This window comes from Kitasatospora sp. NPDC048715, assembly GCF_043198905.1.
Taxonomy (GTDB): Bacteria; Actinomycetota; Actinomycetes; order Streptomycetales; family Streptomycetaceae; genus Kitasatospora; species Kitasatospora lactacystinica.
This window is the reverse complement of sequence record NZ_JBICVH010000012.1, coordinates 162,926-186,909: the sequence shown is the minus strand read 5'-3', so window position 1 is coordinate 186,909 and position 23,984 is coordinate 162,926. Positions and strand designations below refer to the sequence as shown.

Below are 23,984 nucleotides of genomic sequence, written 5' to 3'. Positions count from 1 at the left end.
CGCAAGCCCTCCTGCACTCTCATTCCGGGTTGTCCACCAGGCTCTGTGCCGCCCGCGCCGCGGACGACAGCGCCCTGCGCGCGTACGCCGGGGACGCCCCGGCCAGCCCGCAGGTCGGTGTCACCAGCACGCGGCGGCCCAGCAGCTCCGGGGCGAACCCGAGCCTGCGCCACAAGGTCCTGACACCCTGGACACTACCGGCAGGGTCGGACACCGCCTGGTCAGTGGCGGGGACGACACCGGCGAGGATCGTCGTGCCGCCCTCCACGGCCTCGCCGAGGTCGTCGTCCTGGCGCTCGGTGAGGAGCGAGAAGTCGAGGGAGATCCCGGCCACCCCGGCGCGGCGCAGCAGCGGAACCGGGACGTCCGGCGCGCAGCTGTGCACCACCACGGGCGCGTCGAGGTTCCGGATCACCTCGCGCAGCACCTCCTCGGCGACCTGCCGGTCGACGGCGCGCAGCCGCTGGAAGCCGCTGGCGGTCTTCACCGACCCGGCCAGGACGGCGGGCAGCGAGGGCTCGTCCAGCTGCAGCACGACCTCGGCGCCGGGCACCCGCCTGCGGACGTCCGCGAGGTGGCGGCGCAGGCCCTCGGTGAGCGAGCCGGCGATGTCGCGGCACGCGCCGGGGTCGGCGAGCGCCTTCTCGCCGTGCTTGAGCTCGATGTTCGCCGCCAGCGTCCAGGGGCCGACGGCCTGGACCTTGAGCGCCCCCTGGTGGCCCTGGGTGAACTCCTCCAGCGCGTCCAGGTCCTCGCCGAGCCAGGAGTGGGCGCGCCGGGTGTCCCGGCCCGGACGGTCGGTGAACCGCCAGCCGCTCGGCTCGGTCTGCGCGAACAGTTCGACCAGCAGGCCGGCGCCGCGCCCGATCATGTCGGCGCCCGGCCCGCGGGCGGGCAGCTCGGGCAGGAACGGCAGGTGCTCCAGTGCCCCGGTGGAGGTCTTGGCGGCCTCCCGGGCGTCGGTGCCGGGCAGCGAACCGACGCCGGTGGCGGCGCCGCGCAGGTCGGGGAAGGTGTGTGGGGTGCTCACCCGCCCGAGCCTACTCAGCCGGACGGCCCCGGTGCCGGGCGCGGGGCTCGGTACCGGGGCCGTCGGGCACGCGGAGGCCGGGTCGGCATCCGGTGCGCGCACGGAAAGTCGGACCGGCCGACCTCCCGTGCGGCGCGCTACCGCCCGGGGCGGACGGTGATGTCGGTGATCTCCGCGTCCCGGGACGCGTCGAGGGCGGCGAGGATCGCCCTGGCGACGGACGCGGGCTCGATCCAGCGGCCGGCGTCGTACTCCTTGCCCTCCTGCTGGTGCACCTTCACCTGCATCGCGGTGGCGGTGCGGCCCGGGTAGACGGAGGTGACCCGGACGCCGTTGGCGTGCTCCTCGTGGCGCAGCGCGTCGGCGAGCGCCTTGAGGCCGTGCTTGCTGGCCGCGTACGCCGACCACTCGGCGTGGGCGTTGAGGCCCGCGCCGGAGTTCACGAAGAGCACATGGCCCTTGACCAGCCGGATCGACGGCAGCAGCAGGCGGGTCAGCTCGGCGGGGGCGATGAGGTTGACGTTCAGCGTCTCCTGCCAGGCCTTGGGGGTCAGGTCGCCGACCGGGCCGAGCTCGACCGTGCCCGCGACGTGCAGGAGGGAGTCCAGCTCGACCGGCAGCTGCTGGTGGCCGAAGGCCCAGGACAGCTTGCCCGGATCGCCCAGGTCCCCGACGAGGGTGCGGGCCCCGGGGAAGCGCTCGCGCAGTTCGGCGGCCCGACGGGCGTCGCGGGCCAGCAGCCAGAGCTCGTCCCCGCGCTCGGCGAGTCGCTCGGCGAGTACGGCGCCGATGCCGGAGCCGGCGCCAGTGATCAGATGTGCAGCCATGGTCGTGATCCAATCAGGCCTTGAGCTGGGCGAAAACCTCGGCGGGCGTGTCCGCGAAGGTGATCAGCTCGGCGAGCGGGCGCGGCAGGAAGCCCTCGGCGTCCATCCGCTCCATCTGGGTGCGCAGGCCCGTGTAGAAGCCCTCGGTGTCCAGGACCACCACCGGCTTGTCGAACATCCCGTGCTTCTTGAGCTCCAGCACCTCGGTGACCTCGTCCAGGGTGCCCAGCCCGCCCACCAGCACGACGATCGCGTCCGCCCGCGAGGCCAGCTCGGCCTTGCGCTCCGGCAGGTCGGCCGTCCACACCAGCTCGTCGGCGCCGACGTACGCCTTGTGCCGCAGCATCTCGACCATCACGCCGACGAGCCTGCCGCCCGCCGCCTTCACCTCGTCGGCGAGCAGCCCCATCAGCCCGGCGTTCGAGCCGCCCCACACCAGCGTGTGCCCGCCCTCCCCCAGGAGCCGGGCGAACTCCGCGGCGGGGGCGGAGTAGCGGTCGTCGAGCGAGTACGCGGAGCAGAAGACAGAGATATTCATAGTGTCGTCCGGTCTATCACGCCCCGCGGCAGGACTTCACCGGGGATTCCCCGCCGGGGATTCCTCGCCGGGGATTCCCCGCCGGGCGCGGGGCGGGCTCAGGCGGTGGCGGCCGGGCGCTCGGTGGTGGCGATGGTGGCGGAGCCGACGACACGGGTGCCGTCGTAGACGACCACGGCCTGGCCGGGGGCGATGCCCCGCACCGGGGTGTCCAGTTCCACCCGCAGCTCGCCGTCGACGACCGCGGCGCTCACCGGCACCTCCTCGCCGTGGGCGCGCAGCTGGGCGGTGTAGCGGCCGTCCGCGAGGGGCTCGGTGCCGCACCAGCGGGGGCGGATGGCGGTCAGCCCGGTCACGTCGAGGCCCTCGACCGGTCCGACCGTGACGGTGTTGTTCACCGGGGAGATGTCCAGCACGTAGCGCGGCTTGCCGTCGGCCGCCGGCCGGCCGATCCGCAGGCCCTTGCGCTGGCCGATGGTGAAGCCGTACGCGCCGTCGTGCTCGCCGAGCTTGGTGCCGTCGACGTCGAGGATGTCGCCGGTGGCGGTGCCGAGGTGCTGGGCCAGGAAGCCCTGGGTGTCGCCGTCGGCGATGAAGCAGATGTCGTGGCTGTCGGGCTTCTTGGCGACGGCCAGGCCGCGGCGCTCGGCCTCGGCCCGGATCTCCTCCTTGGTGGTGTCACCGAGCGGGAAGAGCGAGTGGGCGAGCTGGTCGGCGTCGAGCACGCCGAGGACGTAGGACTGGTCCTTGGCGCCGTCCACGGCCCGGTGCAGCTCGCGCGAGCCGTCCGGCAGGTCGACGATCCGGGCGTAGTGGCCGGTGCAGACGGCGTCGAAGCCGAGCGCGATCGCCTTGTCCAGCAGCGCCGCGAACTTGATCTTCTCGTTGCAGCGCAGGCACGGGTTGGGCGTGCGCCCGGCCGCGTACTCGGCGACGAAGTCGTCGATGACGTCCTCGCGGAAGCGCTCGGCGAGGTCCCAGACGTAGAAGGGGATGCCGATCACGTCGGCCGCCCGCCAGGCGTCCCGGGAGTCCTCGATGGTGCAGCAGCCGCGCGCGCCGGTCCGGAAGGACTGCGGGTTGGCGGAGAGCGCCAGGTGGACGCCGGTCACCTCGTGCCCCGCTTCGACGGCGCGGGCGGCGGCGACGGCGGAGTCGACTCCGCCGGACATCGCCGCGAGCACGCGCAGACGGCCGGTGGACGGAGTGGTCGGGGCACCCGGGAAGTCAGTCATGATGGCAACAAGGGTACGGGGTGGCCCGCCTGTTCCCGGAGCCGAGATCAGCGCCGCACGGACGCCAGCCCCGCGTTGCGCGCCCGCTCGACGACCGGCCCGATGGCCTTCCCCAGCGCCGTGACGTCCTCCGGCACCGAGGTGTGCCCGAGCGAGAACCGCAGTGAGGCGCGCGCCAGCAGCGGGTCGACGCCCATCGCGAGCAGCACGTGGCTGGGCTGCGGCACCCCGGCCGAGCAGGCGGAGCCCGTCGAGCACTCGATGCCCTGGGCGTCCAGCAGCATCAGCAGCGCGTCGCCCTCGCAGCCGGGGAAGGAGAAGTGCGCGTTGGCGGGCAGCCGGCCCTCGGCCGACGGGTCGCCGTTGAGGATCGCGTCCGGTACGGCGGCCAGCACCGACGCCACCAGTTCGTCCCGCAGCGCGCCGAGCGTGACCGCGTGCTCGGCCCGCCGCTCGACGGCGAGCGCCGCGGCGGCCGCGAAGCCGGCCGAGCCGGGGGCGTCGAGGGTGCCGGAGCGCACGTCGCGTTCCTGCCCGCCGCCGTGCAGCAGCGGTACGGGCGCGGCGCCCCGGGAGAGCAGCAGGGCGCCGATGCCGAACGGGCCGCCGATCTTGTGCCCGGTGACGGTGAGCGCGGTGAGGCCGGACTCGGCGAAGGAGACCGGGACCTGACCGAGCGCCTGCACGGCGTCGGCGTGCACCGGGATGCCGTACTCGGCCGCCACGGCGGTCAGTTCGCGCACCGGCTGGACGGTGCCGACCTCGTTGTTGGCCCACATCACGGTGACCAGCGCCACCGACGCCGGGTCGCGTTCGATCGCCGACCGCAGCGCCTCGGGGTGCACCCGGCCGTACCCGTCCACCGGCAGGTACTCGACCTCGGCGCCCTCGTGCTCGGAGAGCCAGTGCACCGCGTCCAGCACCGCGTGGTGCTCGACCGGGCTGCACAGCACCCGGGTGCGGGCCGGGTCGGCGTCCCGGCGGGCCCAGTACAGGCCCTTGACCGCCAGGTTGTCGGATTCGGTGCCGCCGCCGGTGAGCACGATCTCGCTGGGGCGGGCGCCCAGCGAATCGGCCAGCGATTCCCGGGACTCCTCGACCACCCGGCGGGCCCGGCGGCCGGCCGCGTGCAGGGCCGAGGCGTTGCCGACCACCCCCAGGTGCGCCGTCATCGCGGCGATCGCCTCGGGCAGCATCGGCGTGGTCGCCGCATGGTCCAGGTATGGCATAACCATCCGATTGTAGAGCGCGGCACCGCAGGGGGTTCCGGGCCGGGGCGGTTCCAGCCACGCACGGCCCGCACCGGCCGGCACCGGCCCGCACCGGCCCGGACGCACCGCGGACGAACCACGGGTGCGCCGCACCGCGGACGCACCACTTCCGGACGGCCGCGTCCGGCAGTGGTTTGTACCACTGAGCCACCCAGCGGTTAGCCTGACGCCATCAGTCAGCCGGATCCACGGGAAACGCCATGTCGCAGTCGGTCGACCGCGCGCTGACCCTGCTCGACGCACTCGGCGACGCGCCGCTCTCGCTGGAGCAGGCCGCCAGCAGCCTCGGGGTGCACAAGTCCACCGCCCTGCGGCTGCTGCGCACCCTGGAGGAGCACGGCTTCGCCCGCCGCCAGCCGGACCTGCGCTACCGGCTGGGCGGCCGGGTGCTCTCGCTGGCCCACCGCGCGCTGGAGGACTTCGACGTCCGGCAGGTCGCCGCGCCGTACCTGGCCGCGCTCAACGCCCGCTGCGGCTACACCGTCCGGCTGGCCGTGCTGCACGACGGCGAGGTGCTCTACCTGGACGAGGTGGCCGGGTTGCCGGGCGCCGAGCCGTCCCGGATCGGGCGCCGGGCCCCGGTGGACGGGACGGCGGTCGGCCGGGTGCTGCTCGCCGGGCTGTCGGCGGACGGCGTCCCCGAGGAGCCCGAGCTGGCGGCGGTGCGCCGCCGGGGCTGGGCGGCCGAGTCCTGCGAGCACCGGGAGCCGGTGACCTGCGTGGCCGCGCCGGTCGCGGGCAGCGGCGGACGGACGGTCGCGGCCTGCGCGCTGAGCGCCCCGGCGAGCGAGGTGCCGCCCGGCGAACTGGCCCGGATGGTGCCGGAACTGCTCTGCACGGCCGAGGCGATCTCGCTCGCGTACGGCGGCTCGCCTACTCCTCGCTGGTGCGAGAACCGTTGCGGTGCCAGGCCCGCGGGGCACGCCAGCCGTACTTCAGCGCGAGCATCCGCAGCCCGAAGGCGGTGAGCGCGGCCGCGGTTCCGGTGATGCCGGTGAGGCGGTCCGCGCCGATCAGCAGCGCGACCAGGGTGGCGCCGACCAGGGCGGGGACGGCGTAGATCTCCCGGTCCCAGCGCAGCAGCGAGGGGATCTCCCCGGCCAGCACGTCGCGGATCACGCCGCCGCCGGCCGCGGTCACCATGCCGAGCGCGATCGCCGCGACCGCGCCGAGCCCGAAGTCGTGGGCCTTGGCGGTGCCGGTCACGCAGAACAGCCCGAGCCCGAGCGCGTCCAGGGTCTGCACGGCCCGGTTGATCCGCTCGACCTCCGGGTGCAGGAAGAACACCACCAGCGCGGCGCCCAGCGGGGTCACGAAGTAGCCGAGGTTGGTGAACGCGGCGACCGGGGTGGCGCCGATCACCAGGTCGCGCATCACGCCACCGCCGAGGGCGGTGACCTCGGCCAGCACACAGATCCCGAAGATGTCCATGTTCTTGCGGACGGCGAGCAGGCCCCCGGAGAGGGCGAAGACGAAGATGCCGACGAGGTCCAGCGACTGCTGCACGTCGGTCGGGAAGAGCTGGGATGTCACCGTCCATGTGTACCCGATTCGCGCGGGTGTTCCGGCGAACGTCCGTGCTCCGGATACGAACGCACCGCCGGAGCGGCGGCGAACCCCTTGCGCGCCGCGGGGCCGAACCGGTTCGGCTAGCCTCCGCCTGTGAAGCTCGCGAAGCCCGGGTCAGCCCCGAAGCCGCCGCCGGAGCCGTCGAAGTCGCCGAAGTCCTCGAAGTCCTCGAAGTCCTCGAAGTCGCCGGGCTCCCCCGCCTCCGCCCGGCTCGGCTGGCTCGACGCGCTGCGCGGCATCGCCGCCCTCGCCGTCGCCATGCACCACTTCGGGCTGCTCGGCAAGATCCCGCACGCGGGCGGGGTGCCGCGCCACCTGGATCTCGGCTTCTTCGGCGTGATGCTGTTCTTCCTGGTCAGCGGGTACATCATCCCGGCCTCGCTGGAACGCCGGGGCGACGTCCGGGCGTTCTGGACGGGGCGGCTCTTCCGCATCTACCCCGCGGTGGCCGTCACGGTGGTGGCGAGTCTGCTGGTGCTGCCCCGCAGCGGCCAGATCGTCCAGAGCTTCCCCTTCGACCACCCGGTGCTGTCGCTCGCCGCCAACGGCCTGCTGCTCCAGGACCTGCTGGGGGTGCCCAGCACCATCGGGGTGATGTGGTCGCTCACCTACGAGATGGTCTTCTACTACTTCGTGTGCGCCCTGTTCGTGCGGGGGTGGCACCGGCACAGCGCGCCGATCGCGGTCGGCTTCGCGTCCGTCGCCCTGGTGCTCGGCACCTGGCTGCCGATCGGCGGGATCTCGGTGGACCTGGCGGCCACCGGGCGCCTGGTGGCGGCGGCCGGGATCGTGGTGCTGATGGCGGCGGCCTGCATCGCCACCGCCCGCCCGGACCTGACCCGTTGGGGCGCGCTGCTGCTCGGCGGCCTGGGCCTGGTCCTGATCACGGTGAACAGCCGGACCACCGGCTTCGAGACCATGCTGATCTTCGCGACCATGTTCGCCGGCACCGTGCTGTACCGGCTGGAGCACGGCCTGCTCGACCGGCTCCCGGCCCTGCTCTGCTGCGGCTTCGTGATCGTCACCGGCGTCACGGTCGGCTACCTGTACAACCGCGACACGGCGCTCTGGCACACCTGGACGCCCTCGTGGGAGTCCTTCTCGTCCGCCTACCTGGCCGCCTGGGCCCTGTTCGCGGCCGCCATGCTGCTGCGCCGCCGCCGCTTCCCGCGCTGGCTCGGCGGGCTCGGCACGATCAGCTTCTCGGTCTACCTGCTGCACGGCCCGCTGATGTACTTCCTCGGCTGGAAGCTGCGGAACCACCCGCCGATCGTCGGGCCGAAGGGGCAGGCCGCGCTCACCCTCGGCTACCTGGCGGCGGTCGTGGTGCTCTCCTGGCTGTCGTACCGGCTGGTCGAGATCCCGTTCCAGAACCTGGGCCGCAGGGCGGTCCGGGCGCTGGACCGCCGCTTCCCGGCCCCCGCCCCGACGCCGCTCGCCGCGGCCGCCCCGGGTCCGCGCGTGCCGGAGCCGGAGCCGGCTGCCGGCGTCTGAGGCGCGGACCGCCAAGAGGCCGCCCGTCCCCGGAAGTCCGGGGGCGGGCGGCCTCCTGCGTACGTGCGAGGGCCTCAGGCCGTGGCGCCGGCCGACGCCTTCTCCGGAGCGTTCTCCGGGAAGTGGCAGGCCACCTGGTGCCCGGTCGCCAGCACCGTCAGCGGCGGCTCCTGGCTCGCGCACACGTCCTGCGCCTTCCAGCACCGGGTGCGGAAGCGGCAGCCGCTGGGCGGGTTGATCGGCGAGGGGACGTCGCCCTTGAGCAGGATGCGCTCGCGGCCCGCGCGCTGGCGGCGGCGCGGGTCGGGGACGGGCACGGCGGACATCAGCGCGTTGGTGTACGGGTGCATCGGGCTGCGGTAGAGCGAGTCCCGGTCGGCGATCTCCACGATCTTGCCGAGGTACATCACCGCGACCCGGTCCGAGACGTGCCGGACCACCGAGAGGTCGTGCGCGATGATCAGGTAGGTCAGCCCGAGTTCCTGCTGGAGGTCGTCCAGCAGGTTGACCACCTGCGCCTGGATCGAGACGTCCAGCGCGGAGACCGGCTCGTCCGCGACGATCATCTTCGGCTTCAGCGCGAGTGCCCGGGCGATGCCGATGCGCTGGCGCTGGCCGCCGGAGAACTCGTGCGGGTAGCGGTTGTAGTGCTCGGGGCTGAGCCCGCACAGTTCCAGCAGTTCCTGGACGGCCTTCTTGAGCCCGCCCTCCGGCACCGCGTTCTGGAGCCTGAAGGGCGCGCCGACGATGGTGCCGACGGTGTGCCGGGGGTTCAGCGAGGAGTACGGGTCCTGGAAGATCATCTGGATGTCGCGGCGCAGCGGCCGCATCGCCCCGACGCCCAGGTGGGTGATGTCGGTGCCCTCGAACTCGATGGTCCCGCCGGTCGGTTCGTCGAGCCGGGTGACCAGTCGGCCCATGGTCGACTTGCCGCAGCCGGACTCGCCCACGACGCCCAGGGTCTCGCCGGCGTTGACCGTGAAGTCGATGCCGTCGACGGCCCGCACCGCGCCGGTCTGGCGCCGCAGCAGCCCGCCGCGGATCGGGAAGTGCCGGGTCAGGCCGGCCACCTTCAGCAGCGGCTCGCGGCCGGGGGCGGGTGCCGGCGACGGGATCGTTGCCGCCTGAGTGTCCGTCATCGGTTCTCTCCAGAAAGGTGGTACGAGGCCGGGCTCACAGCCGGGGCGCGATCTCTTCGGCGAAGATGCGGTGCCGCTCGTCGGCCGCCAGGTGGCAGGCCGCGAAGTGCCCGGGCGCGGCCTCGGCCAGCACCGGAAGCTCGCCGGTGGAGCGCCCGCCGGTCAGGTCGGCGTACGGGCAGCGCGGGTGGAAGGCGCAGCCGGACGGCACGTTGATCAGGCTGGGCGGGGTGCCCTTGACCGGCACCAGCCGGTCCTGGAGTTCCCGGTCCAGCCGCGGCATCGACCCCAGCAGGCCCCAGGTGTAGGGGTGTTCGGGCGCGTCGAAGAGGGTCTCGGCCGGGCCGCGCTCGACGCACTTGCCGCCGTACATGACCAGGATGTCGTCGGCCAGCTCGGCGACCACCCCGAGGTCGTGGGTGATGATGATGACGGCGGAGCCGAACTCCTCCTGGAGGTCGCGGATGAGGTCCAGGATCTGCGCCTGGACGGTGACGTCCAGGGCGGTGGTGGGCTCGTCGGCGATCAGCAGCGAGGGGTCGTTGACCAGCGCCATGGCGATCATGGCGCGCTGGCGCATGCCGCCGGAGAACTGGTGCGGGTAGTCGTCCACCCGGCGGTCGGGCTGCGGGATGCCGACCCGGTCGAGCATCTCGATCGCCCGGGCCCTGGCCTGCTTCTTGGAGGCCTGGGGGTGGTGCACCCGGTACGCCTCGACGATCTGCTGCCCCACCGTGTAGTAGGGGTGCATCGCGGTCAGCGGGTCCTGGAAGATCATCGCCATGTCGCGGCCGCGCAGTTGGCGCACCCGGTCCGGGCCGGCCGCGATCAGGTCCTCGCCGTTCAGCCGGATCTCGCCGCTGATCCGGGCCCGCTTGGAGCGGTGCAGGCCCATGATGCCCAGCGAGGTGACGGACTTGCCGGAGCCGGACTCGCCGACGATGCCGAGGGTGCGCCCCTTGTGGAGGTCGAAGCTGACCCCGTCCACCGAGCGGACCAGGCCGTCGTCGGTGTCGAAGTGGATCCGCAGGTCGCGGACCGAGAGGAAGGGGTCGCCCGACGGGGTCTGCGCGGCGTCCGCCGGGGACTTCTGGAGGTCGGTCACGAGAGCCTCACCCGGGGGTCGACGAGGGCGTACAGGAGGTCGACCACGAGGTTGCAGACGACGATGAAGAAGGCGGCGAGCAGGGTGACGCCGAGGATCTTGGGCAGGTCGTTGTCGGAGATCGCCTGGACGGCGAACTGGCCGACGCCCTGGAGCGAGAAGACCTGCTCGGTGATCAGCGCGCCGCCGAGCAGCAGCCCGAGGTCCATGCCGAAGATCGTGACGATCGGGGTGAGCGCGGCGCGCAGCCCGTGCCGGGTGACGACCTTGCGCTCGACCAGGCCCTTGGCCCGGGCGGTGCGGATGTAGTCCTCGCTCATGGTCTCCAGCATTCCGGCGCGGGTGAGCCGGGCGTAGAGCGCGGAGTAGAGGAAGGCCAGCGAGATCCAGGGCAGGATCAGGTTGCGGGCCCACATCAGCGGGTTGTCGGTGAGGTTCACGTACTGCAGGTTGTCCAGGATCGGCCACTCGTAGCTGAACAGCGTGAGCAGCAGCGCGCCGGTGAAGAAGACCGGCAGCGAGACGCCGGCGAGCGCGACGCCCATGGAGAGCCGGTCGAAGATCGAGCGCGGCTTGAGCGCGGAGACGACGCCGGTGGCGACGCCGGAGACCAGCCAGAGCACCGCCGCACCGGCGGCGAGCGACATGGTGACCGGGATCCGCTTGGTCAGCTCGGGCCAGACCTCCAGGTGGTTCTTGAAGGAGTAGCCGAAGCAGGGCACGTGACAGGTGGCCGGTTCCGGGCCGAACGTGTACTCGGCGCCGCTGACCAGCCCCTTGAGGAAGTGCCAGTACTGGGTGTACAGCGGCTGGTCGAAGCCGAGGTTCTGCTTGACCGCGGCGATCGCCTCGGGCGACGGGTTCTTCCCGATGTACTGGGCGGCCAGTTGGTCGGCCGTCTCTCCGGCGAGTCGCGGGAGCAGGAAGAAGATCGCGAAGGTGACCACGCTGACGACCAGCAGCAAAATCGCCGCCGCGATGATCCTGCGGATGATGTAGGCAAACACAGTTGGGCGGCTCCGGCGGCCCGCCGCCGTCCGGGATCTTCCGGACGGCGGCGGGCGCCGCTGCCTTCACCTGCCTTCAGGGATGCGGAGCCAGGCTCTTACTTGGTGGAGCCGATGTTCAGGTAGTCGTACTCACCCGAGAACGCCGAGGTGGAGACCAGGTTGGTGGCGTTGTCCGGGCGGTACAGGAAGACCTTGAAGTAGGTCAGCGGGACGTAGACCGCCTGCTCCATGACCTTCTTGTCGACGTCGCCGTAGATCTTCTCGCGGGCGCCCTTGTCGGGGTTGATCGCGGCGTCGTCGATCAGCTTGTTGACGGCGGAGTCGTTCAGCTGGGCCAGGTTGTTGTTGCCGGACGGCTTGATGGTGCGGCCGTCGACGATCTGCTGGAGGAAGCCGTAGCCGGTCGGCCAGTCGGCGCCCCACTGCATCATCATCAGGCCGATGTTGTGCTCGGCCGCGAACTGCGGGGACCCGGCGGCGTCCTGCAGGTACTTGCCCTGCGGGTACTGCTGGATCTCGGCGTTGATGCCGACCTTCTTCAGCGCGGCCTGGATCGAGGTGGCCGCGGCGACCTCGGTGGCGCGCTCGGTGCGGGCCGACAGGACGGTGTTGATGCCGCCCTCCTTGCCGCAGGCCTTGAGGGCTTCCTTGGCCTTGGCCTCGTCGCCCTTGTTGTCCTTGGTCTCGTACAGGTTGAAGTCCTGGTGGCCCGCGATGTCCGGCGGGAGGACCGTGTTGGCGATCTGGCCGCGGATCGGGCCGCCGAGCGCGGTCTGCACCGAGACCTTGTCGATCGCGTACTGGACGGCCTTGCGGCACTCGACGTTGTCGAACGGCGCGAGCTTGGAGTTGATCGCCATGTACACCAGACGGCCGCCGTAGGCGTTGTCGGTGCTGGCCTTCAGCTTCGGGTTCTGCAGGATCTGCGCCTGGGTCTGCGGGTCGACGCCGCCGCCCACCAGGTCGACCTGGGCGTTGCCGGCCAGCAGGTCCTTGTCGATGGTGGCCTGGTCGATGTTGAACTTGAGCACGATCTTGTCCGCGAGCTGCTTGCGGATCGGGTCGGTGCTCTTGTCCCAGTTGGTGTTCGGCACCAGGACGGCCTGCTTGCCGTCCTCGTAGGACTCGAACTTGTAGGAGCCCGAGGACGCGATCTTCTTCACGTACTCCGCACCGGTGTCCTTGGCCTGCGGGACGGGCACGGTCTCCGGGGCGCTGACCAGGTAGTCGAAGTCGGCGAAGGGGTGCTGCAGGTGGAAGACGATCGTGGTGTCGTCGGGCGTCTCGATCGAGTTGAGGCCGCCCTCCTTGTCCTTGTACGGACCCGCGTACGGCGTGGCGTTGTCGACCAGCAGGTCGTGGAAGTACACCGGGCCGTTGGAGTTCACGTCCAGCGCGTAGTTCGAGCGCTCGATGGCGTACTTGACGTCCTTCGAGGAGATCGGGGTGCCGTCGTCGTACTTCAGGCCCTTGCGGAGCTTGTACGTCCAGGTCAGGCCGTCCGCGCTCTGCTGGCCCATCGACTCGGCGAGGTCCGGGACGAGCTTGTTGCCCTCCTCGCCCGGCGCCGGGTTGAAGGTGGTCAGCGGCCGGCCGTACAGACGCGAGAAGTTGTAGATGTACGCGTAGTACGTGTTGCCCGGGTCGAGCGAGTCGGGGGTGCCCTTCATCTCGTAGGTCACCGTCCCGCCCTTCTTGTCCGAGGCGTTGACGATGCCCTTGGTGGCCGCGTTGGCACCGGAGCCGCCCTCGGCGGAGCCGGAGGCCGTGGAGGACCCTCCGTTCTTCGACGAACTGGTGCAACCGGTCACGACCAGGACCGCGGCGGCAGCCGCCGCGGTCAGGGCGACGGTACGGGACCTACGCATGGGTGAGATCAACCCCTTGAGGATGTGGAGGAGGGATTCTGACGCACCGTCGAGTGACGGGTGGTCCGAGTGACGCAGGGTCAGTTGTTCTTGGGGTCGAGGGCGTCGCGCAGCCCGTCGCCGAGCAGGTTGAAGGCGAGCACGGTGACGAAGATCGCCAGACCGGGGACCACCATGTACTGGGGGTCCACCTGGTAGTACCGGATCGCGTCCTGGAGCATCCCGCCCCAGGAGGCCTGCGGGGGCTGGATGCCGACGCCGAGGAAGCTCAGCCCGGCCTCGAAGAGGATGTTGGTCGGGATCAGCAGGGTCGAGTAGACCAGGATCGGACCGACCAGGTTGGGCAGCAGTTCCTTGAACAGGATGAACGGTCCGCGCGCGCCGAGGCTGCGGGCCGCGTGGACGAACTCCCGCTCGCGCAGCGACAGCGTCTGGCCGCGCACGATCCGGCCCATGTAGGGCCAGTTGAAGAAGCCGATCACGAAGATCAGCACCAGCATGTGCAGCGGCAGGCCGTGCAGGCCGAACGCGCCGCCCTGGAGCGAGGTCGAGATCGCGATGGCGAAGAGCAGCAGCGGGAACGCCAGGAAGACGTCCATCACCCGGCTGATCAGGGTGTCCACCCAGCCGCCGTAGTAGCCGGCCATGATGCCGAGCACGGTGCCGATGGTGTTGGACAGCAGGGTCGCGCCGAAGGCGACCAGCAGGGAGACCCAGGAGCCCTCGATGACGCGGGTGAGCAGGTCACGGCCCTGGAGGGGGTCGACGCCGAGCGGGTGGTCCCAGCTCATGCCGCCCCAGTCGCCGAACGGCAGACCGCCGAGGTCGGCGTCCAGCAGGTCCTGGTGGAGGGCGTCCGGGTCGAGCCCGAACATCGACTCGATCGGCTTGGCGAGCACGGCGAGCAGGATCAGCAGGATCACCACGACGCCGCCGGCGACGGCGGCCTTGTCCCGCTTGAAGCGGGTCCAGGCGATCTGGCCGAGGGAGCGGCCCTCGATCTTCTTGGCCGGGCTTGCGGTGGCGGGTGCCTCCGGATCGTTCCCGGCGGTGGTCACGGTTGCGGTCATGGTCAGTTGGTCCCCTCGCCGACGGTGGCCGGCCCACGGGTGCCGGTCGCCGGCTTCGGCGGTGCGGCTGCGGACGTGCGGAGGTGCTTAGGAGGAGCGGGTGTTGACGGCAGTGCGTCGTGCACAGGCACTGCCACCACGCGGGATGGGCGTCGCGTGGGCGGACTGTCGGCGTGCGCGCTCGCCCTTGTGGGGTTCAAGCACGCGCGGTGCGTTGCGCAGAACTCTCTGCCATCCGAACTGGCTTGCGCCAGCCCTGCCAACCGACAGATGCCCAACTGTGATCTGCGTGCATGCACCTCCCCGGTCTTCGGCATATACCTCTTCACATGGCTGTAACTGCCATGTCAAGATGACCGGAGCACACATCCGGAAATTCGTCCGGAAAGCATCGAAGCCGACTTGATGGACAATCAAGTCGGCTTCGGGGAATGAGTTTTGGGAATCAGCGCCCGGGGTAGCCGGGCCACGGCCGCTGCGGCGGCTGCTGCTGCCAGCCCTGCGCCGGCGGCTGGGTGCCGTACCCGTAACCCGGCATCGACTGCCCCGGGTACGGCGGCGGGGGCACCGGCGGGTACGGACCGGTCGGCGGGCGGCCCGCCTCCCGGTCGAAGAACGGCCGCGCGTTGGCGCGCATCCACAGCGCCACCGGGTCGTACTCGTCCGACATCGCCACCGTGGACACCGCGAGCCCCTCCGGGGCCACCGCGATCGCACGCTGCATCAGCGCCCGCACCGCCTCCACCGCCGGCGGCGAACTCTCGTACAGGTCGAGGCCGATGGCCAGGTACGGCTCCCCCACCGCGGGCTGCACCCAGGCCCGGCGCAGGGCCCGCACCGCGCGCACCTCGGCGGCCTGCCGCTCCAGCAGCGCGAAGAACGACTGGGCGTTCAGCTGCGGCTCGCTCAGCTTCAACGGCCCGGCCGGCAGCCGGTCCAGGCCCGCGGCGACCCGCCGCAGGTCCGCCCACGGCACGCCGACGCCGCCGCCGGGCGCGTGCGGGTTGAGCCACAGGCCCCAGCGGGTGCGGTAGAGCGAGGCCGCGATCTCCCGGCCGGAGATGACCTCGTGGGCCCGCGCCCAGCCGGAGGCGGTCAGCTGCTCGGACGAGGTGACGGCCGGCGCGTAGCCGTGGCCGCTGATCTCCATGTTCCCGTACTGGGCGTCCGGGCTGCCCGGCGTGCCGTGCCACAGCAGCATCCAGACCTGGCCGTCCGCCAGCGCGTGCAGCAGCCGCTCGTACGCGTCGTAGCGCTCCGGCGCGACGTCGCGCAGGGCGCGCTCCAACGCGCCGGGATCAGCTCCCGGGCGCCCGGCCGGTGCCTGGCCCCAGGGCCCCGGCACACCGCCCGCTCCCGTTCCCGCACTCATGCGCCCACCTCGCCGCGCCTCTTTCCCTCAACCCGCCGGCCCGTCGGCCGTCTGCACGCACCCTATGGCGCTGCACCGGCCACCGCCACGGCGACGTGCCTTTGATACGAACCCCGCTCAGCCCCGCGAATAGAACGGCAGTACCCGGGTGAGCAGCCACTCGACCACCGGGTCGTCGGCGAGGTCGAGCAGTACGAGGTGGACGCCGCCGGGCAGCGGCGCGGTTCCCAGCGCTCGGCCGAGCGCGTCGTTCACCGCGGCCGGATCGGCCGGTGCCGCCGGGTCCAGCTGGACGCCCACGAACATCACGGTCGGCTCGCCCTCGATGCTGGCCAGCGCCCTGCGGGCGGTCAACACTCCCGGCATTGCCGACAGTTCGCCCCGGCAGGCGGCCAGGAAGTGCTCCGGGTCCTCGCCCGGCACCGGCTCGCGCAGCGCCACCCGGCCGCCGGTCGGCGCCGTGGCGTCGTCAGCGGCCTCCCAGCGGTCCCCGCGCGGACCGCGGCGCAGCTCGGCGACCCCCTGCGGCGGCACCGGGATGCCCACGGCCGCGTCCGGGTTCACCGCGATGCCCACGCCCAGCGGCAGCCCGCGGGCGAACTCCCACACCGGCGCCACCGCGAAGGCCATCCCCGGCGCCTGCTGGAGGAACACCTCCTGCGAGGAGAACACCGGCACGTACGGATCGCCGCCCAGCTCGACGGTCGGCAGGTCCAGCGCCTGCCCCTGCGGATCGGCCCCGGCCGGCAGCGGCACCCACACCTGGCTGCGCGCCAGCACCTCGATCACCCTCGGCGTCGCGCCCGGGTCGCCCAGGGCCGCGGTCAGCACCTGCTCCAGCTCGTTGGCCGGCCAGGAACCGCCCGCCGGCGCCTCCTGCGGTCCGCCCCACTCCTGCTGCTGCTCCACCGGGTACCCCATGCGCCGCCGATCCCGCCCTCTGCCGCTCGGCCGCCCTCTGCTGCGCCGACGCGCAGCAGTCTAGGGCCCCCGGGGCCTCCCCTTTAGGGCTCGTGTTCGGGTGCCGCGCGGGCCCCGGTCCCGGGTGCCGTCCCGGGCCCGCGCCCGGGTGCCGCGCGGTGTGACCGGGTCCCCTCTCCCCTCGCCGTCCGGGACGTGCCATGATGTGCCCGTCCGACGGCATGCGCCGCGGGCCCCCACAACTCCATACCGGCCGCTCGAACCCGCGCGGGAGAGCCCGGAGTGCCGTTCAGGCACAGCCGGCGCCGAAGGAGCAAGTCCTCCCCGGAATCTCTCAGGCACCCCTACCGCACGGGTTAGGCACATCTGGAAAGCGGCGCCCGGCCCTGTCGTGCGCCCACCCACGGTGCAAGCCGTCATGCTGTCCCCCAAGCTGGAAACAGCTGCGGGCGGTGGGCGGTGAAGCTCTCAGGTTCGACGACAGATGGGGAGACCCACGCCGCCGCATGCCCGCGCGCAGGGTCGAACCCGAGCGGGTCCGGTCCGGCGCGTGCACCCCTGAGTGCCCCGACCGAGGAGTTCCTGGCCATGTCGTCCCTCCGCCTGACCGCGCTCGACGCGCTGCACCGCGCCCTCGGCGCGACCATGACCGACTTCGCCGGCTGGGACATGCCGCTGCGCTACGGCAGCGAGCGCGAGGAGCACCTCGCGGTCCGCACCCAGGCCGGCCTGTTCGACCTCTCGCACATGGGCGAGATCACCGTCACCGGCCCGCAGGCGGGCGAGATGCTGGACCACGCGCTGGTCGGCTTCGTCTCCGCGCTGGGCGTGCTGCGCGCCCGCTACACCATGATCTGCGCCGAGGACGGCGGCATCCTGGACGACCTGATCGTCTACCGCCTGCGCGAGGACGCCTTCCTGGTCGTCGCCAACGCCTCCAACGCCCAGCTGGTCCTCGACGAGCTGATCGCCCGCGCCAAGGGCTTCGACGCCGTCGTCACCGACGACCGCGACACCTACGCGCTGATCGCCGTCCAGGGCCCGGAGGCCACCGGCATCCTGGCGAAGACCACCGACGCCGACCTGCCCGGCCTGAAGTACTACGCGATCCTCCCGGCCCGGGTGGCCGACCGCGACGTGCTGCTCGCCCGCACCGGCTACACCGGCGAGGACGGCTTCGAGATCTTCTGCCGGCCGGCCGACGCCGAGCCGGTCTGGCAGGCGCTGACCGCCGCGGGCGAGGGCCACGGCCTGATCGCGTGCGGCCTGTCCTGCCGCGACACGCTGCGCCTGGAGGCCGGCATGCCGCTGTACGGGCACGAGCTGTCCACCGACCTCACCCCGTTCGACGCCGGCCTGGGCCGGGTCGTCCGCTTCGACAAGACCACCAACGAGGGCGCCTTCATCGGCCGCAAGGCGCTGGAGCAGGCCGCCGCCGCGGCCGAGACCAACCCGCCGAAGGTGCTGGTCGGCCTGGTCTCCGAGGGCAAGCGGGTGCCGCGCGCCGAGTACACCGTGGTCTCCACCGAGGGCGAGCCGATCGGCCGTATCACCTCGGGCGCGCCGTCCCCGACCCTGGGCAAGCCGATCGCGATGGCCTACGTCGACGCCGCCCACGCCGTCCCCGGCACCACCGTCGCGGTGGACGTGCGCGGCAAGCACGAGCCCGTCCAGGTCGTGGCGCTGCCGTTCTACAAGCGCGCCCGCTGAGCCTTCGCCGAGGCCCCCGTTTTTCCGTTTGCGCACGTCGCGGCCGTCCGCGCGGCGGCCCGCTTCGTCGTACCCGCTTCCCATCCTGGAGAATGACGCCATGAGCAACCCCCAGCACCTGCAGTACACCAAGGAGCACGAGTGGCTGACCGCGGCCGCGGACGGTGTCTCCACGGTCGGCATCACGGAGCACGCCGCCACCGCCCTCGGTGACATCGTCTACGTGCAGCTGCCCGAGGTCGGCGAGACCGTGACCGCCGGCGAGACCTGTGGCGAGCTGGAGTCCACCAAGTCGGTCAGCGACCTGTACTCCCCGGTGACCGGCGAGGTCACCGAGATCAACCAGGACGTCATCGACGACCCGGCCTCCGTGAACGCGGACCCGTTCGGGAACGCCTGGCTGTTCAAGGTGCGCGTCGAGGCCACCGACGAGCTGCTCAGCGCCGACGAGTACGACGCGCTCATCAACCCCCAGGGCTGAGCCACCCGACGGGACGGGCCGCGCACGGCGGTCCGCCCCGCCCCGGCCCCTTTCCCTCCTCCTCCCGGGAAGACCACACCATGACGGTTCTCAACCAGTCCCTGCACGCCCTCGACCCGGAGATCGCCGCCGCGGTCGACGCCGAGCTGCACCGCCAGCAGACCACCCTGGAGATGATCGCCTCCGAGAACTTCGCCCCGGTGGCGGTCATGGAGGCCCAGGGCTCGGTGCTGACCAACAAGTACGCGGAGGGCTACCCCGGCCGCCGCTACTACGGCGGCTGCGAGCACGTCGACGTGGTCGAGCAGATCGCGATCGACCGCATCAAGGCACTGTTCGGCGCCGAGCACGCCAACGTCCAGCCGCACTCCGGCGCGCAGGCCAACGCCGCCGCGATGTTCGCGCTGATCCAGCCGGGTGACACCATCCTGGGCCTGAGCCTGGCCCACGGCGGTCACCTGACCCACGGCATGAAGATCAACTTCTCCGGCAAGCTCTACAACGTGGCCGCCTACCACGTGGACGAGAAGACCGGCCAGGTCGACATGGCCGAGGTCGAGCGCCTCGCCAAGGAGCACCAGCCGAAGCTGATCATCGCCGGCTGGTCGGCCTACCCGCGCCAGCTCGACTTCGCCGCGTTCCGCCGGATCGCCGACGAGGTCGGCGCGCTGCTCATGGTGGACATGGCGCACTTCGCCGGTCTGGTGGCCGCCGGGCTGCACCCGAACCCGGTGCCGTACGCGGACGTGGTCACCACCACCACCCACAAGACCCTGGGCGGCCCGCGCGGCGGCGTCATCCTGTCCAAGGCCGAGTACGCCAAGAAGATCAACTCCGCGGTCTTCCCCGGCCAGCAGGGCGGCCCGCTGGAGCACGTGATCGCCGGCAAGGCGGTCGCCTTCAAGGTCGCGGCCTCGGAGGAGTTCAAGGAGCGCCAGCAGCGCACCCTGGACGGCGCCCGCATCCTCGCCGAGCGCCTGCTCCAGGCCGACGTGGCCGAGGCCGGCGCCAGCGTGCTCTCCGGTGGCACCGACGTCCACCTGGTCCTGGTCGACCTGCGCAACAGCCAGCTCGACGGCCAGCAGGCCGAGGACCGCCTGCACGAGGTCGGCATCACCGTCAACCGCAACGCGATCCCGAACGACCCGCGCCCGCCGATGGTCACCTCGGGCCTGCGCATCGGCACCCCGGCCCTGGCCACCCGCGGCTTCCAGGCCGAGGACTTCCGCGAGGTCGCCGACATCATCGCCGAGGCGCTCAAGCCCGCCTTCGACGAGACCGTCGCCACCGCGCTCAAGGCCCGGGTCAGCGCCCTGGCCGACAAGTACCCGCTGTACCCGAACCTCTGATCACTCCGGTGATCGTTCGGGCGGGGTGACCGGCCTCACCCCTCCGGCGTACCTGGCACCCCGGGGCACCGCGCACACTGGACAGTGCGCGCGGTGCCCCGTCCCGTGTCGGCCCCTCCCTGCCCGCAAGTCCTTCCACGAGACCAGACAAGGACGTCCCCCGTGGCCATCAGCGTCTTCGACCTCTTCTCCATCGGCATCGGCCCGTCGAGCTCCCACACCGTGGGCCCGATGCGCGCCGCCCGGATGTTCGCCCGCCGACTGCGCTCCGAAGGCCTCCTGGACGGGGTGACGGCGGTGCGCGCCGAGCTGTACGGCTCGCTCGGCGCCACCGGCCACGGCCACGGCACCCCGAAGGCCGTCCTGCTGGGCCTGGAGAACGCCTCGCCCCGCACCGTCGACGTCGACCAGGCCGACAAGGACGTCGAACGGATCATCGCCGAGAAGCGGATCAACCTGGTCGGCGAGCACACCATCGACTTCGACCCGGACACCCAGCTGGTCCTGCACCGCCGCCGCTCGCTGCCGTACCACGCCAACGGCATGACCCTGTGGGCGTACGCGGCGGACGGCTCGACCCTGCTGGAGAAGACCTACTACTCGGTCGGCGGCGGCTTCGTGGTGGACGAGGACGCGATCGGCGCGGACCGGGTCAAGCCCGACGACACCGCGCTGAAGTACCCCTTCCGCACCGGTGACGAGCTGCTGCGGCTCAGCCGGGAGACCGGCCTGTCGATCTCCGGCCTGATGCTGGAGAACGAGAAGGCCTGGCGCAGCGAGGAGGAGATCCGGACCGGTCTGCTGGAGATCTGGTCCGTGATGCAGGAGTGCGTGCGGGCCGGCATGTCCCGCGAGGGCATCCTGCCGGGCGGGCTGAAGGTCCGCCGCCGGGCCGCGTCCGGCGCCCGTGCGCTGCGCGCCGAGGGCATCGGGCCGGCCAACGCGATGGAGTGGGTGACCCTCTACGCGATGGCCGTCAACGAGGAGAACGCCTCCGGGCGCCGGGTGGTCACCGCGCCGACCAACGGCGCCGCCGGGATCATCCCGGCCGTCCTGCACTACTACCTGAACTTCATCCCGGGCGCCGACGACGACGGCATCGTCCGCTTCCTGCTCGCGGCCGGCGCCATCGGCATGCTCTTCAAGGAGAACGCCTCCATCTCCGGCGCCGAGGTCGGCTGCCAGGGAGAGGTCGGCTCCGCCTGCTCGATGGCCGCGGGCGGCCTCGCCGAGGTCCTCGGCGGCACCCCCGAGCAGGTCGAGAACGCCGCCGAGATCGGCATCGAGCACAACCTCGGCCTCACCTGCGACCCGGTCGGCGGCCTGGTCCAGATCCCCTGCATCGAGCGCAACGGCATGGCGTCCGTCAAGGCCGTCACCGCGGCCCGGATGGCCCTGCGCGGCGACGGACGGCACCACGTCTCGCTGGACAAGGCGATCAAGACGATGAAGGAGACCGGGGCCGACATGAAGATCAAGTACAAGGAGACCTCGCGCGGCGGCCTCGCCGTGAACGTCATCGAGTGCTGATCACCCGCTGATCCCGGCAGCCTGACGGCCCCCGGCGGAGTCCTGCTCCGCCGGGGGCCGCTTCGCGTGCCTCGTACGCCTCAGGCCTTCGTCTCGGTCCGGGCTTCGGACTTCGTCTCCGCCCGGGCATCGGCCGGGGCATCGGTCCGGGCTTCGGCCTTCGTCTCCGCCCGGGCTTCGGCCGGGGCATCGGCCGGGGCATCGGTCCGGGTTCCGGCTCCGGCCGGCCGCGGGGCCCGGCTCGGGCGGACCAGGCAGGCGAAGGCCGTCGCCGCGGCCGCCAGCAGGACCCCGCCCACGACCGTGCCGTGCAGGCCGCCGGTGACCGCCGCCCCGACGGCGTCGCGGACCTCCGCCGGGAGGCCGTCGAGGGAGGCCGGGGTCAGCCCGCCGCCGGTGAGCCGGCCGGCCTCGGCGGACCCGAGGCGCTCCGTGAGGGAGTCCGTGAGCCGCGCCGTGTAGACCGCGCCGAGCGCCGCCATGCCGAGCGAGCCGCCGATGCTCCGCAGCAGCGTGACCACGCCCATCGCCGCGCCCATGTCCCGGGGCGGCACGGCCCCCATCGAGGTCAGCAGGGTGCTCTGCATCACCAGGCCGAGGCCGATCCCGGCGACGGCCGTGAGGGCCGAGGCCAGGGCGATCGGGGTGTCGGTGCGCAGGAGCAGCAGCAGTGCGGCGCCGACCAGGGTGAGCGCGCCGCCCAGCAGCGGGTAGCGCCGCTCGCCGCCCGGCCGGCCCATCAGCCGCGCCGTCACCAGCTGGGTGCCCATCATGCCGAGCATCAGCGGCAGCAGGAGCAGGCCGCCGGCGGTGGGTGAGGCGCCCCGGGCCAGTTGCAGGTAGAGCGGCAGGTAGCCGACCAGGGCGATCATCACCGCGCCGGCGAGGAAGCCGAGCACCTGCGCCACCGTGAAGTTGCGGTCGCGGAACAGCGCGGGCGGGATCAGCGGCCCGGGGGCGCGCAGTTCGGTCCGGACGAACCAGCCCAGCGCGACCAGCGCGACGAGCGCCGTGCCGAGGAGCACCGGGGAGGTCCAGGAGTAGGCGGCGCCGCCCCAGCTGCTGACCAGGGTGAGCGCGAGGATGCCGGTGGTCAGCAGGACGACCCCGGCCCGGTCGAACGGGGCGCGCACCCGCTCGGTCCGCAGCCGTACCCCGACGCCGACCGCGAGCAGCGCGACCAGCCCGACCGGCAGGTTGACGTAGAAGGCCCAGCGCCAGCTCAGCCGTTCGGTGAGGAAGCCGCCGAGCAGCGGTCCGCCGACGAAGGCGATCGGCATCAGCACTCCGACCACCGACTGCACCCGCGCCCGGTCGGAGGCGGGGACGAGCACCCCGATCACCGAGAGCGCGCCGACCATCAGCCCGCCCGCGCCGATCCCCTGGAGGCCCCGGAAGGCGATCAACTGCCCCATGTCCTGGGCGAGTCCGGCCAGCACCGAGCCCGCCAGGAACACCACCACCGCCCACTGGTAGGCGCCCTTGCGCCCGTACAGGTCGCCGAGCCGACCCCAGAGCGGGGTGGCCGCGGCGGAGGTCAGCAGGTAGGCGGTGACCGCCCAGGAGAGGTGCTCCAGTCCGCCGAGGTCGCCGACGACGGTCGGCAGCGCGGTGCCGATGATCTGCCCGTCGAGGGCCGAGAGGAAGATGCCGAGCATCAGCCCGATGACACCGAGCAACGGCGGCTTGGGCCGCTCCTCGGCCTGGCCCTCGGCCTGCCTCTCGGACTGCCTCTCGGCCCGGCCCTCCGCCCGGCCCTCCGCCTGCTCCTCGACCGGTTCCGTGGCCATGGTGTCCGCCCCCGCCCCGGCTCAGGCCGCGAACGGGCGGGCCCGGCGGGCGTCCCGCAGCGCCTGGGCCCACCAGACGAGCTGGTCGAGCATGGTCTTGGCGGCGGCGTCGGCGGCCGGGTCGATCGCCTTGCCGTCGGCGTCGAAGCACTGGCCGGCGCCGTGGAAGCTCACCGTGTTGCGGATCGTCGCGGCGTTCAGCTCGGCCAGTACCACCCGGAGCTGCTCGACGGCCCGCAGGCCCCCGGACAGGCCGCCGTACGAGACGAAGGCGACCGGCTTGCCGTGCCACTGCCGGTTGTGCCAGTCGATGGCGTTCTTCAGCGGAGCCGGGAAGCTGTGGTTGTACTCGGGCGTGACGATCACGAAGGCGTCGGCCGCTTCCAGTCGGGGCGACACGGCGGCCAGCAACTCGGCGTCGCCCGGCGGAAGTTCGCCGCCGAAGGACGGGAAGGTGGTGGGCAGCGGGGTCTCCACCAGGTCGATCCGGTCGGCGGTCAGGTCGCCGTGGGCCTCGAGGTGGCCGAGCAGCCAGTCGGTGACCACCGGGCCGAAGCGGCCCTCGCGGGTGCTGCCGACGAGGACGGCGACCTTCAGGTGCCGCTCCTTCAGGTGCTGCTCCGTCAGGCTCTGCTCCGTGGACATGGGAATCCCCCTCCGGGACGAATGCTGTGT

General features: G+C 72.3%; 21 protein-coding genes and 1 riboswitch. Of the genes, 6 read left to right on the top strand and 15 right to left on the bottom strand.

Features of this window, described 5'->3' with window-relative positions; translation table 11 throughout:
- Positions 1 to 19: 19 nt before the first annotated feature.
- The 5 genes from ACGFSC_RS23345 to ACGFSC_RS23325 form a co-directional block, all read right to left on the bottom strand.
- Entirely contained in the window at positions 20 to 1,030 is a 1,011-nt protein-coding gene (locus ACGFSC_RS23345) for a methionine synthase (RefSeq protein WP_359901529.1), read from the bottom strand.
- A gap of 137 nt (positions 1,031 to 1,167) precedes the next feature.
- Positions 1,168 to 1,857, bottom strand: coding sequence for an SDR family oxidoreductase (locus ACGFSC_RS23340; protein WP_359901526.1), 690 nt, complete (start codon positions 1,855 to 1,857; stop codon positions 1,168 to 1,170).
- Positions 1,858 to 1,870: 13 nt separating this feature from the next.
- On the bottom strand, positions 1,871 to 2,395 hold the full coding sequence (locus ACGFSC_RS23335; protein WP_359901523.1) for a TIGR00730 family Rossman fold protein: 525 nt from the start codon (positions 2,393 to 2,395) through the stop codon (positions 1,871 to 1,873).
- A 98-nt stretch (positions 2,396 to 2,493) separates the two neighbouring features.
- Entirely contained in the window at positions 2,494 to 3,630 is a 1,137-nt protein-coding gene (gene mnmA, locus ACGFSC_RS23330) for a tRNA 2-thiouridine(34) synthase MnmA (RefSeq protein ID WP_359901520.1), read from the bottom strand.
- Positions 3,631 to 3,677: 47 nt separating this feature from the next.
- The gene (locus tag ACGFSC_RS23325) at positions 3,678 to 4,859 is read right to left on the bottom strand and encodes a cysteine desulfurase family protein (RefSeq protein WP_359901517.1); all 1,182 of its coding nucleotides are present in this window, start codon (positions 4,857 to 4,859) and stop codon (positions 3,678 to 3,680) included.
- A gap of 242 nt (positions 4,860 to 5,101) precedes the next feature.
- Between ACGFSC_RS23325 and ACGFSC_RS23320 the strand changes: the two genes are divergently transcribed.
- Positions 5,102 to 5,869 carry an IclR family transcriptional regulator gene (locus ACGFSC_RS23320; protein WP_359901515.1) on the top strand — a complete coding sequence of 256 codons (768 nt, stop codon included), beginning with the start codon at positions 5,102 to 5,104 and terminating at the stop codon, positions 5,867 to 5,869.
- Here ACGFSC_RS23320 and ACGFSC_RS23315 read toward each other — a convergent pair.
- Entirely contained in the window at positions 5,775 to 6,434 is a 660-nt protein-coding gene (locus ACGFSC_RS23315) for a trimeric intracellular cation channel family protein (RefSeq protein WP_359901512.1), read from the bottom strand. The genes ACGFSC_RS23320 and ACGFSC_RS23315 overlap by 95 nt on opposite strands.
- A gap of 129 nt (positions 6,435 to 6,563) precedes the next feature.
- Here ACGFSC_RS23315 and ACGFSC_RS23310 point away from each other — a divergent pair, with 129 nt between their 5' ends.
- Positions 6,564 to 7,964 carry an acyltransferase gene (locus ACGFSC_RS23310; protein WP_359901509.1) on the top strand — a complete coding sequence of 467 codons (1,401 nt, stop codon included), beginning with the start codon at positions 6,564 to 6,566 and terminating at the stop codon, positions 7,962 to 7,964.
- A gap of 74 nt (positions 7,965 to 8,038) precedes the next feature.
- Here the strand turns inward: ACGFSC_RS23310 and ACGFSC_RS23305 are convergent, their stop codons facing one another.
- The 7 genes from ACGFSC_RS23305 to ACGFSC_RS23275 all read right to left on the bottom strand — a co-directional run bounded on the left by ACGFSC_RS23305 (position 8,039) and on the right by ACGFSC_RS23275 (position 16,449).
- Positions 8,039 to 9,103, bottom strand: a complete 1,065-nt coding sequence (locus ACGFSC_RS23305) for a dipeptide ABC transporter ATP-binding protein (RefSeq protein WP_359901506.1) — start codon at positions 9,101 to 9,103, stop codon at positions 8,039 to 8,041.
- Positions 9,104 to 9,137: 34 nt separating this feature from the next.
- Positions 9,138 to 10,208: an ABC transporter ATP-binding protein gene (locus ACGFSC_RS23300; RefSeq protein ID WP_359901503.1), complete on the bottom strand. Its 1,071-nt coding sequence runs from the start codon at positions 10,206 to 10,208 to the stop codon at positions 9,138 to 9,140.
- The gene (locus ACGFSC_RS23295) at positions 10,205 to 11,215 is read right to left on the bottom strand and encodes an ABC transporter permease (protein WP_359901501.1); all 1,011 of its coding nucleotides are present in this window, start codon (positions 11,213 to 11,215) and stop codon (positions 10,205 to 10,207) included. The genes ACGFSC_RS23300 and ACGFSC_RS23295 overlap by 4 nt, the downstream gene beginning before the upstream one ends.
- Before the next feature lie 98 nt (positions 11,216 to 11,313).
- A complete protein-coding gene (locus ACGFSC_RS23290; RefSeq protein WP_359901498.1) occupies positions 11,314 to 13,086 on the bottom strand; it encodes an ABC transporter substrate-binding protein in 1,773 nt (590 codons plus the stop codon).
- Positions 13,087 to 13,166: 80 nt separating this feature from the next.
- Positions 13,167 to 14,156, bottom strand: a complete 990-nt coding sequence (locus tag ACGFSC_RS23285) for an ABC transporter permease (RefSeq protein WP_359901496.1) — start codon at positions 14,154 to 14,156, stop codon at positions 13,167 to 13,169.
- Positions 14,157 to 14,601: 445 nt separating this feature from the next.
- Positions 14,602 to 15,528 (bottom strand): enhanced serine sensitivity protein SseB C-terminal domain-containing protein, encoded by a 927-nt coding sequence (locus tag ACGFSC_RS23280; protein ID WP_359901493.1) that lies wholly within the window; start codon positions 15,526 to 15,528, stop codon positions 14,602 to 14,604.
- Positions 15,529 to 15,645: 117 nt separating this feature from the next.
- Entirely contained in the window at positions 15,646 to 16,449 is an 804-nt protein-coding gene (locus ACGFSC_RS23275) for an enhanced serine sensitivity protein SseB C-terminal domain-containing protein (protein ID WP_359901491.1), read from the bottom strand.
- A gap of 258 nt (positions 16,450 to 16,707) precedes the next feature.
- Positions 16,708 to 16,809: riboswitch (glycine riboswitch) on the top strand.
- 228 nt (positions 16,810 to 17,037) lie between these two features.
- Here ACGFSC_RS23275 and gcvT point away from each other — a divergent pair.
- The 4 genes from gcvT (at position 17,038) to ACGFSC_RS23255 (ending at position 21,519) form a co-directional block, all read left to right on the top strand.
- On the top strand, positions 17,038 to 18,159 hold the full coding sequence (gene gcvT, locus ACGFSC_RS23270) for a glycine cleavage system aminomethyltransferase GcvT (protein ID WP_359901488.1): 1,122 nt from the start codon (positions 17,038 to 17,040) through the stop codon (positions 18,157 to 18,159).
- A 100-nt stretch (positions 18,160 to 18,259) separates the two neighbouring features.
- Positions 18,260 to 18,640, top strand: a complete 381-nt coding sequence (gene gcvH, locus ACGFSC_RS23265; RefSeq protein ID WP_359901485.1) for a glycine cleavage system protein GcvH — start codon at positions 18,260 to 18,262, stop codon at positions 18,638 to 18,640.
- Between the two features lie 80 nt (positions 18,641 to 18,720).
- Positions 18,721 to 19,989, top strand: a complete 1,269-nt coding sequence (gene glyA / locus ACGFSC_RS23260; RefSeq protein ID WP_359901482.1) for a serine hydroxymethyltransferase — start codon at positions 18,721 to 18,723, stop codon at positions 19,987 to 19,989.
- Positions 19,990 to 20,151: 162 nt separating this feature from the next.
- Positions 20,152 to 21,519, top strand: coding sequence for an L-serine ammonia-lyase (locus tag ACGFSC_RS23255; protein ID WP_359901480.1), 1,368 nt, complete (start codon positions 20,152 to 20,154; stop codon positions 21,517 to 21,519).
- Between the two features lie 80 nt (positions 21,520 to 21,599).
- On the opposite strand, the gene ACGFSC_RS23250 is transcribed toward ACGFSC_RS23255, so the two are convergent.
- Both ACGFSC_RS23250 and ACGFSC_RS23245 read right to left on the bottom strand, forming a co-directional pair.
- On the bottom strand, positions 21,600 to 23,309 hold the full coding sequence (locus ACGFSC_RS23250; RefSeq protein WP_359901477.1) for an MDR family MFS transporter: 1,710 nt from the start codon (positions 23,307 to 23,309) through the stop codon (positions 21,600 to 21,602).
- Positions 23,310 to 23,330: 21 nt separating this feature from the next.
- A complete protein-coding gene (locus tag ACGFSC_RS23245) occupies positions 23,331 to 23,954 on the bottom strand; it encodes an NAD(P)H-dependent oxidoreductase (protein ID WP_359901474.1) in 624 nt (207 codons plus the stop codon).
- Positions 23,955 to 23,984 lie beyond the last annotated feature (30 nt).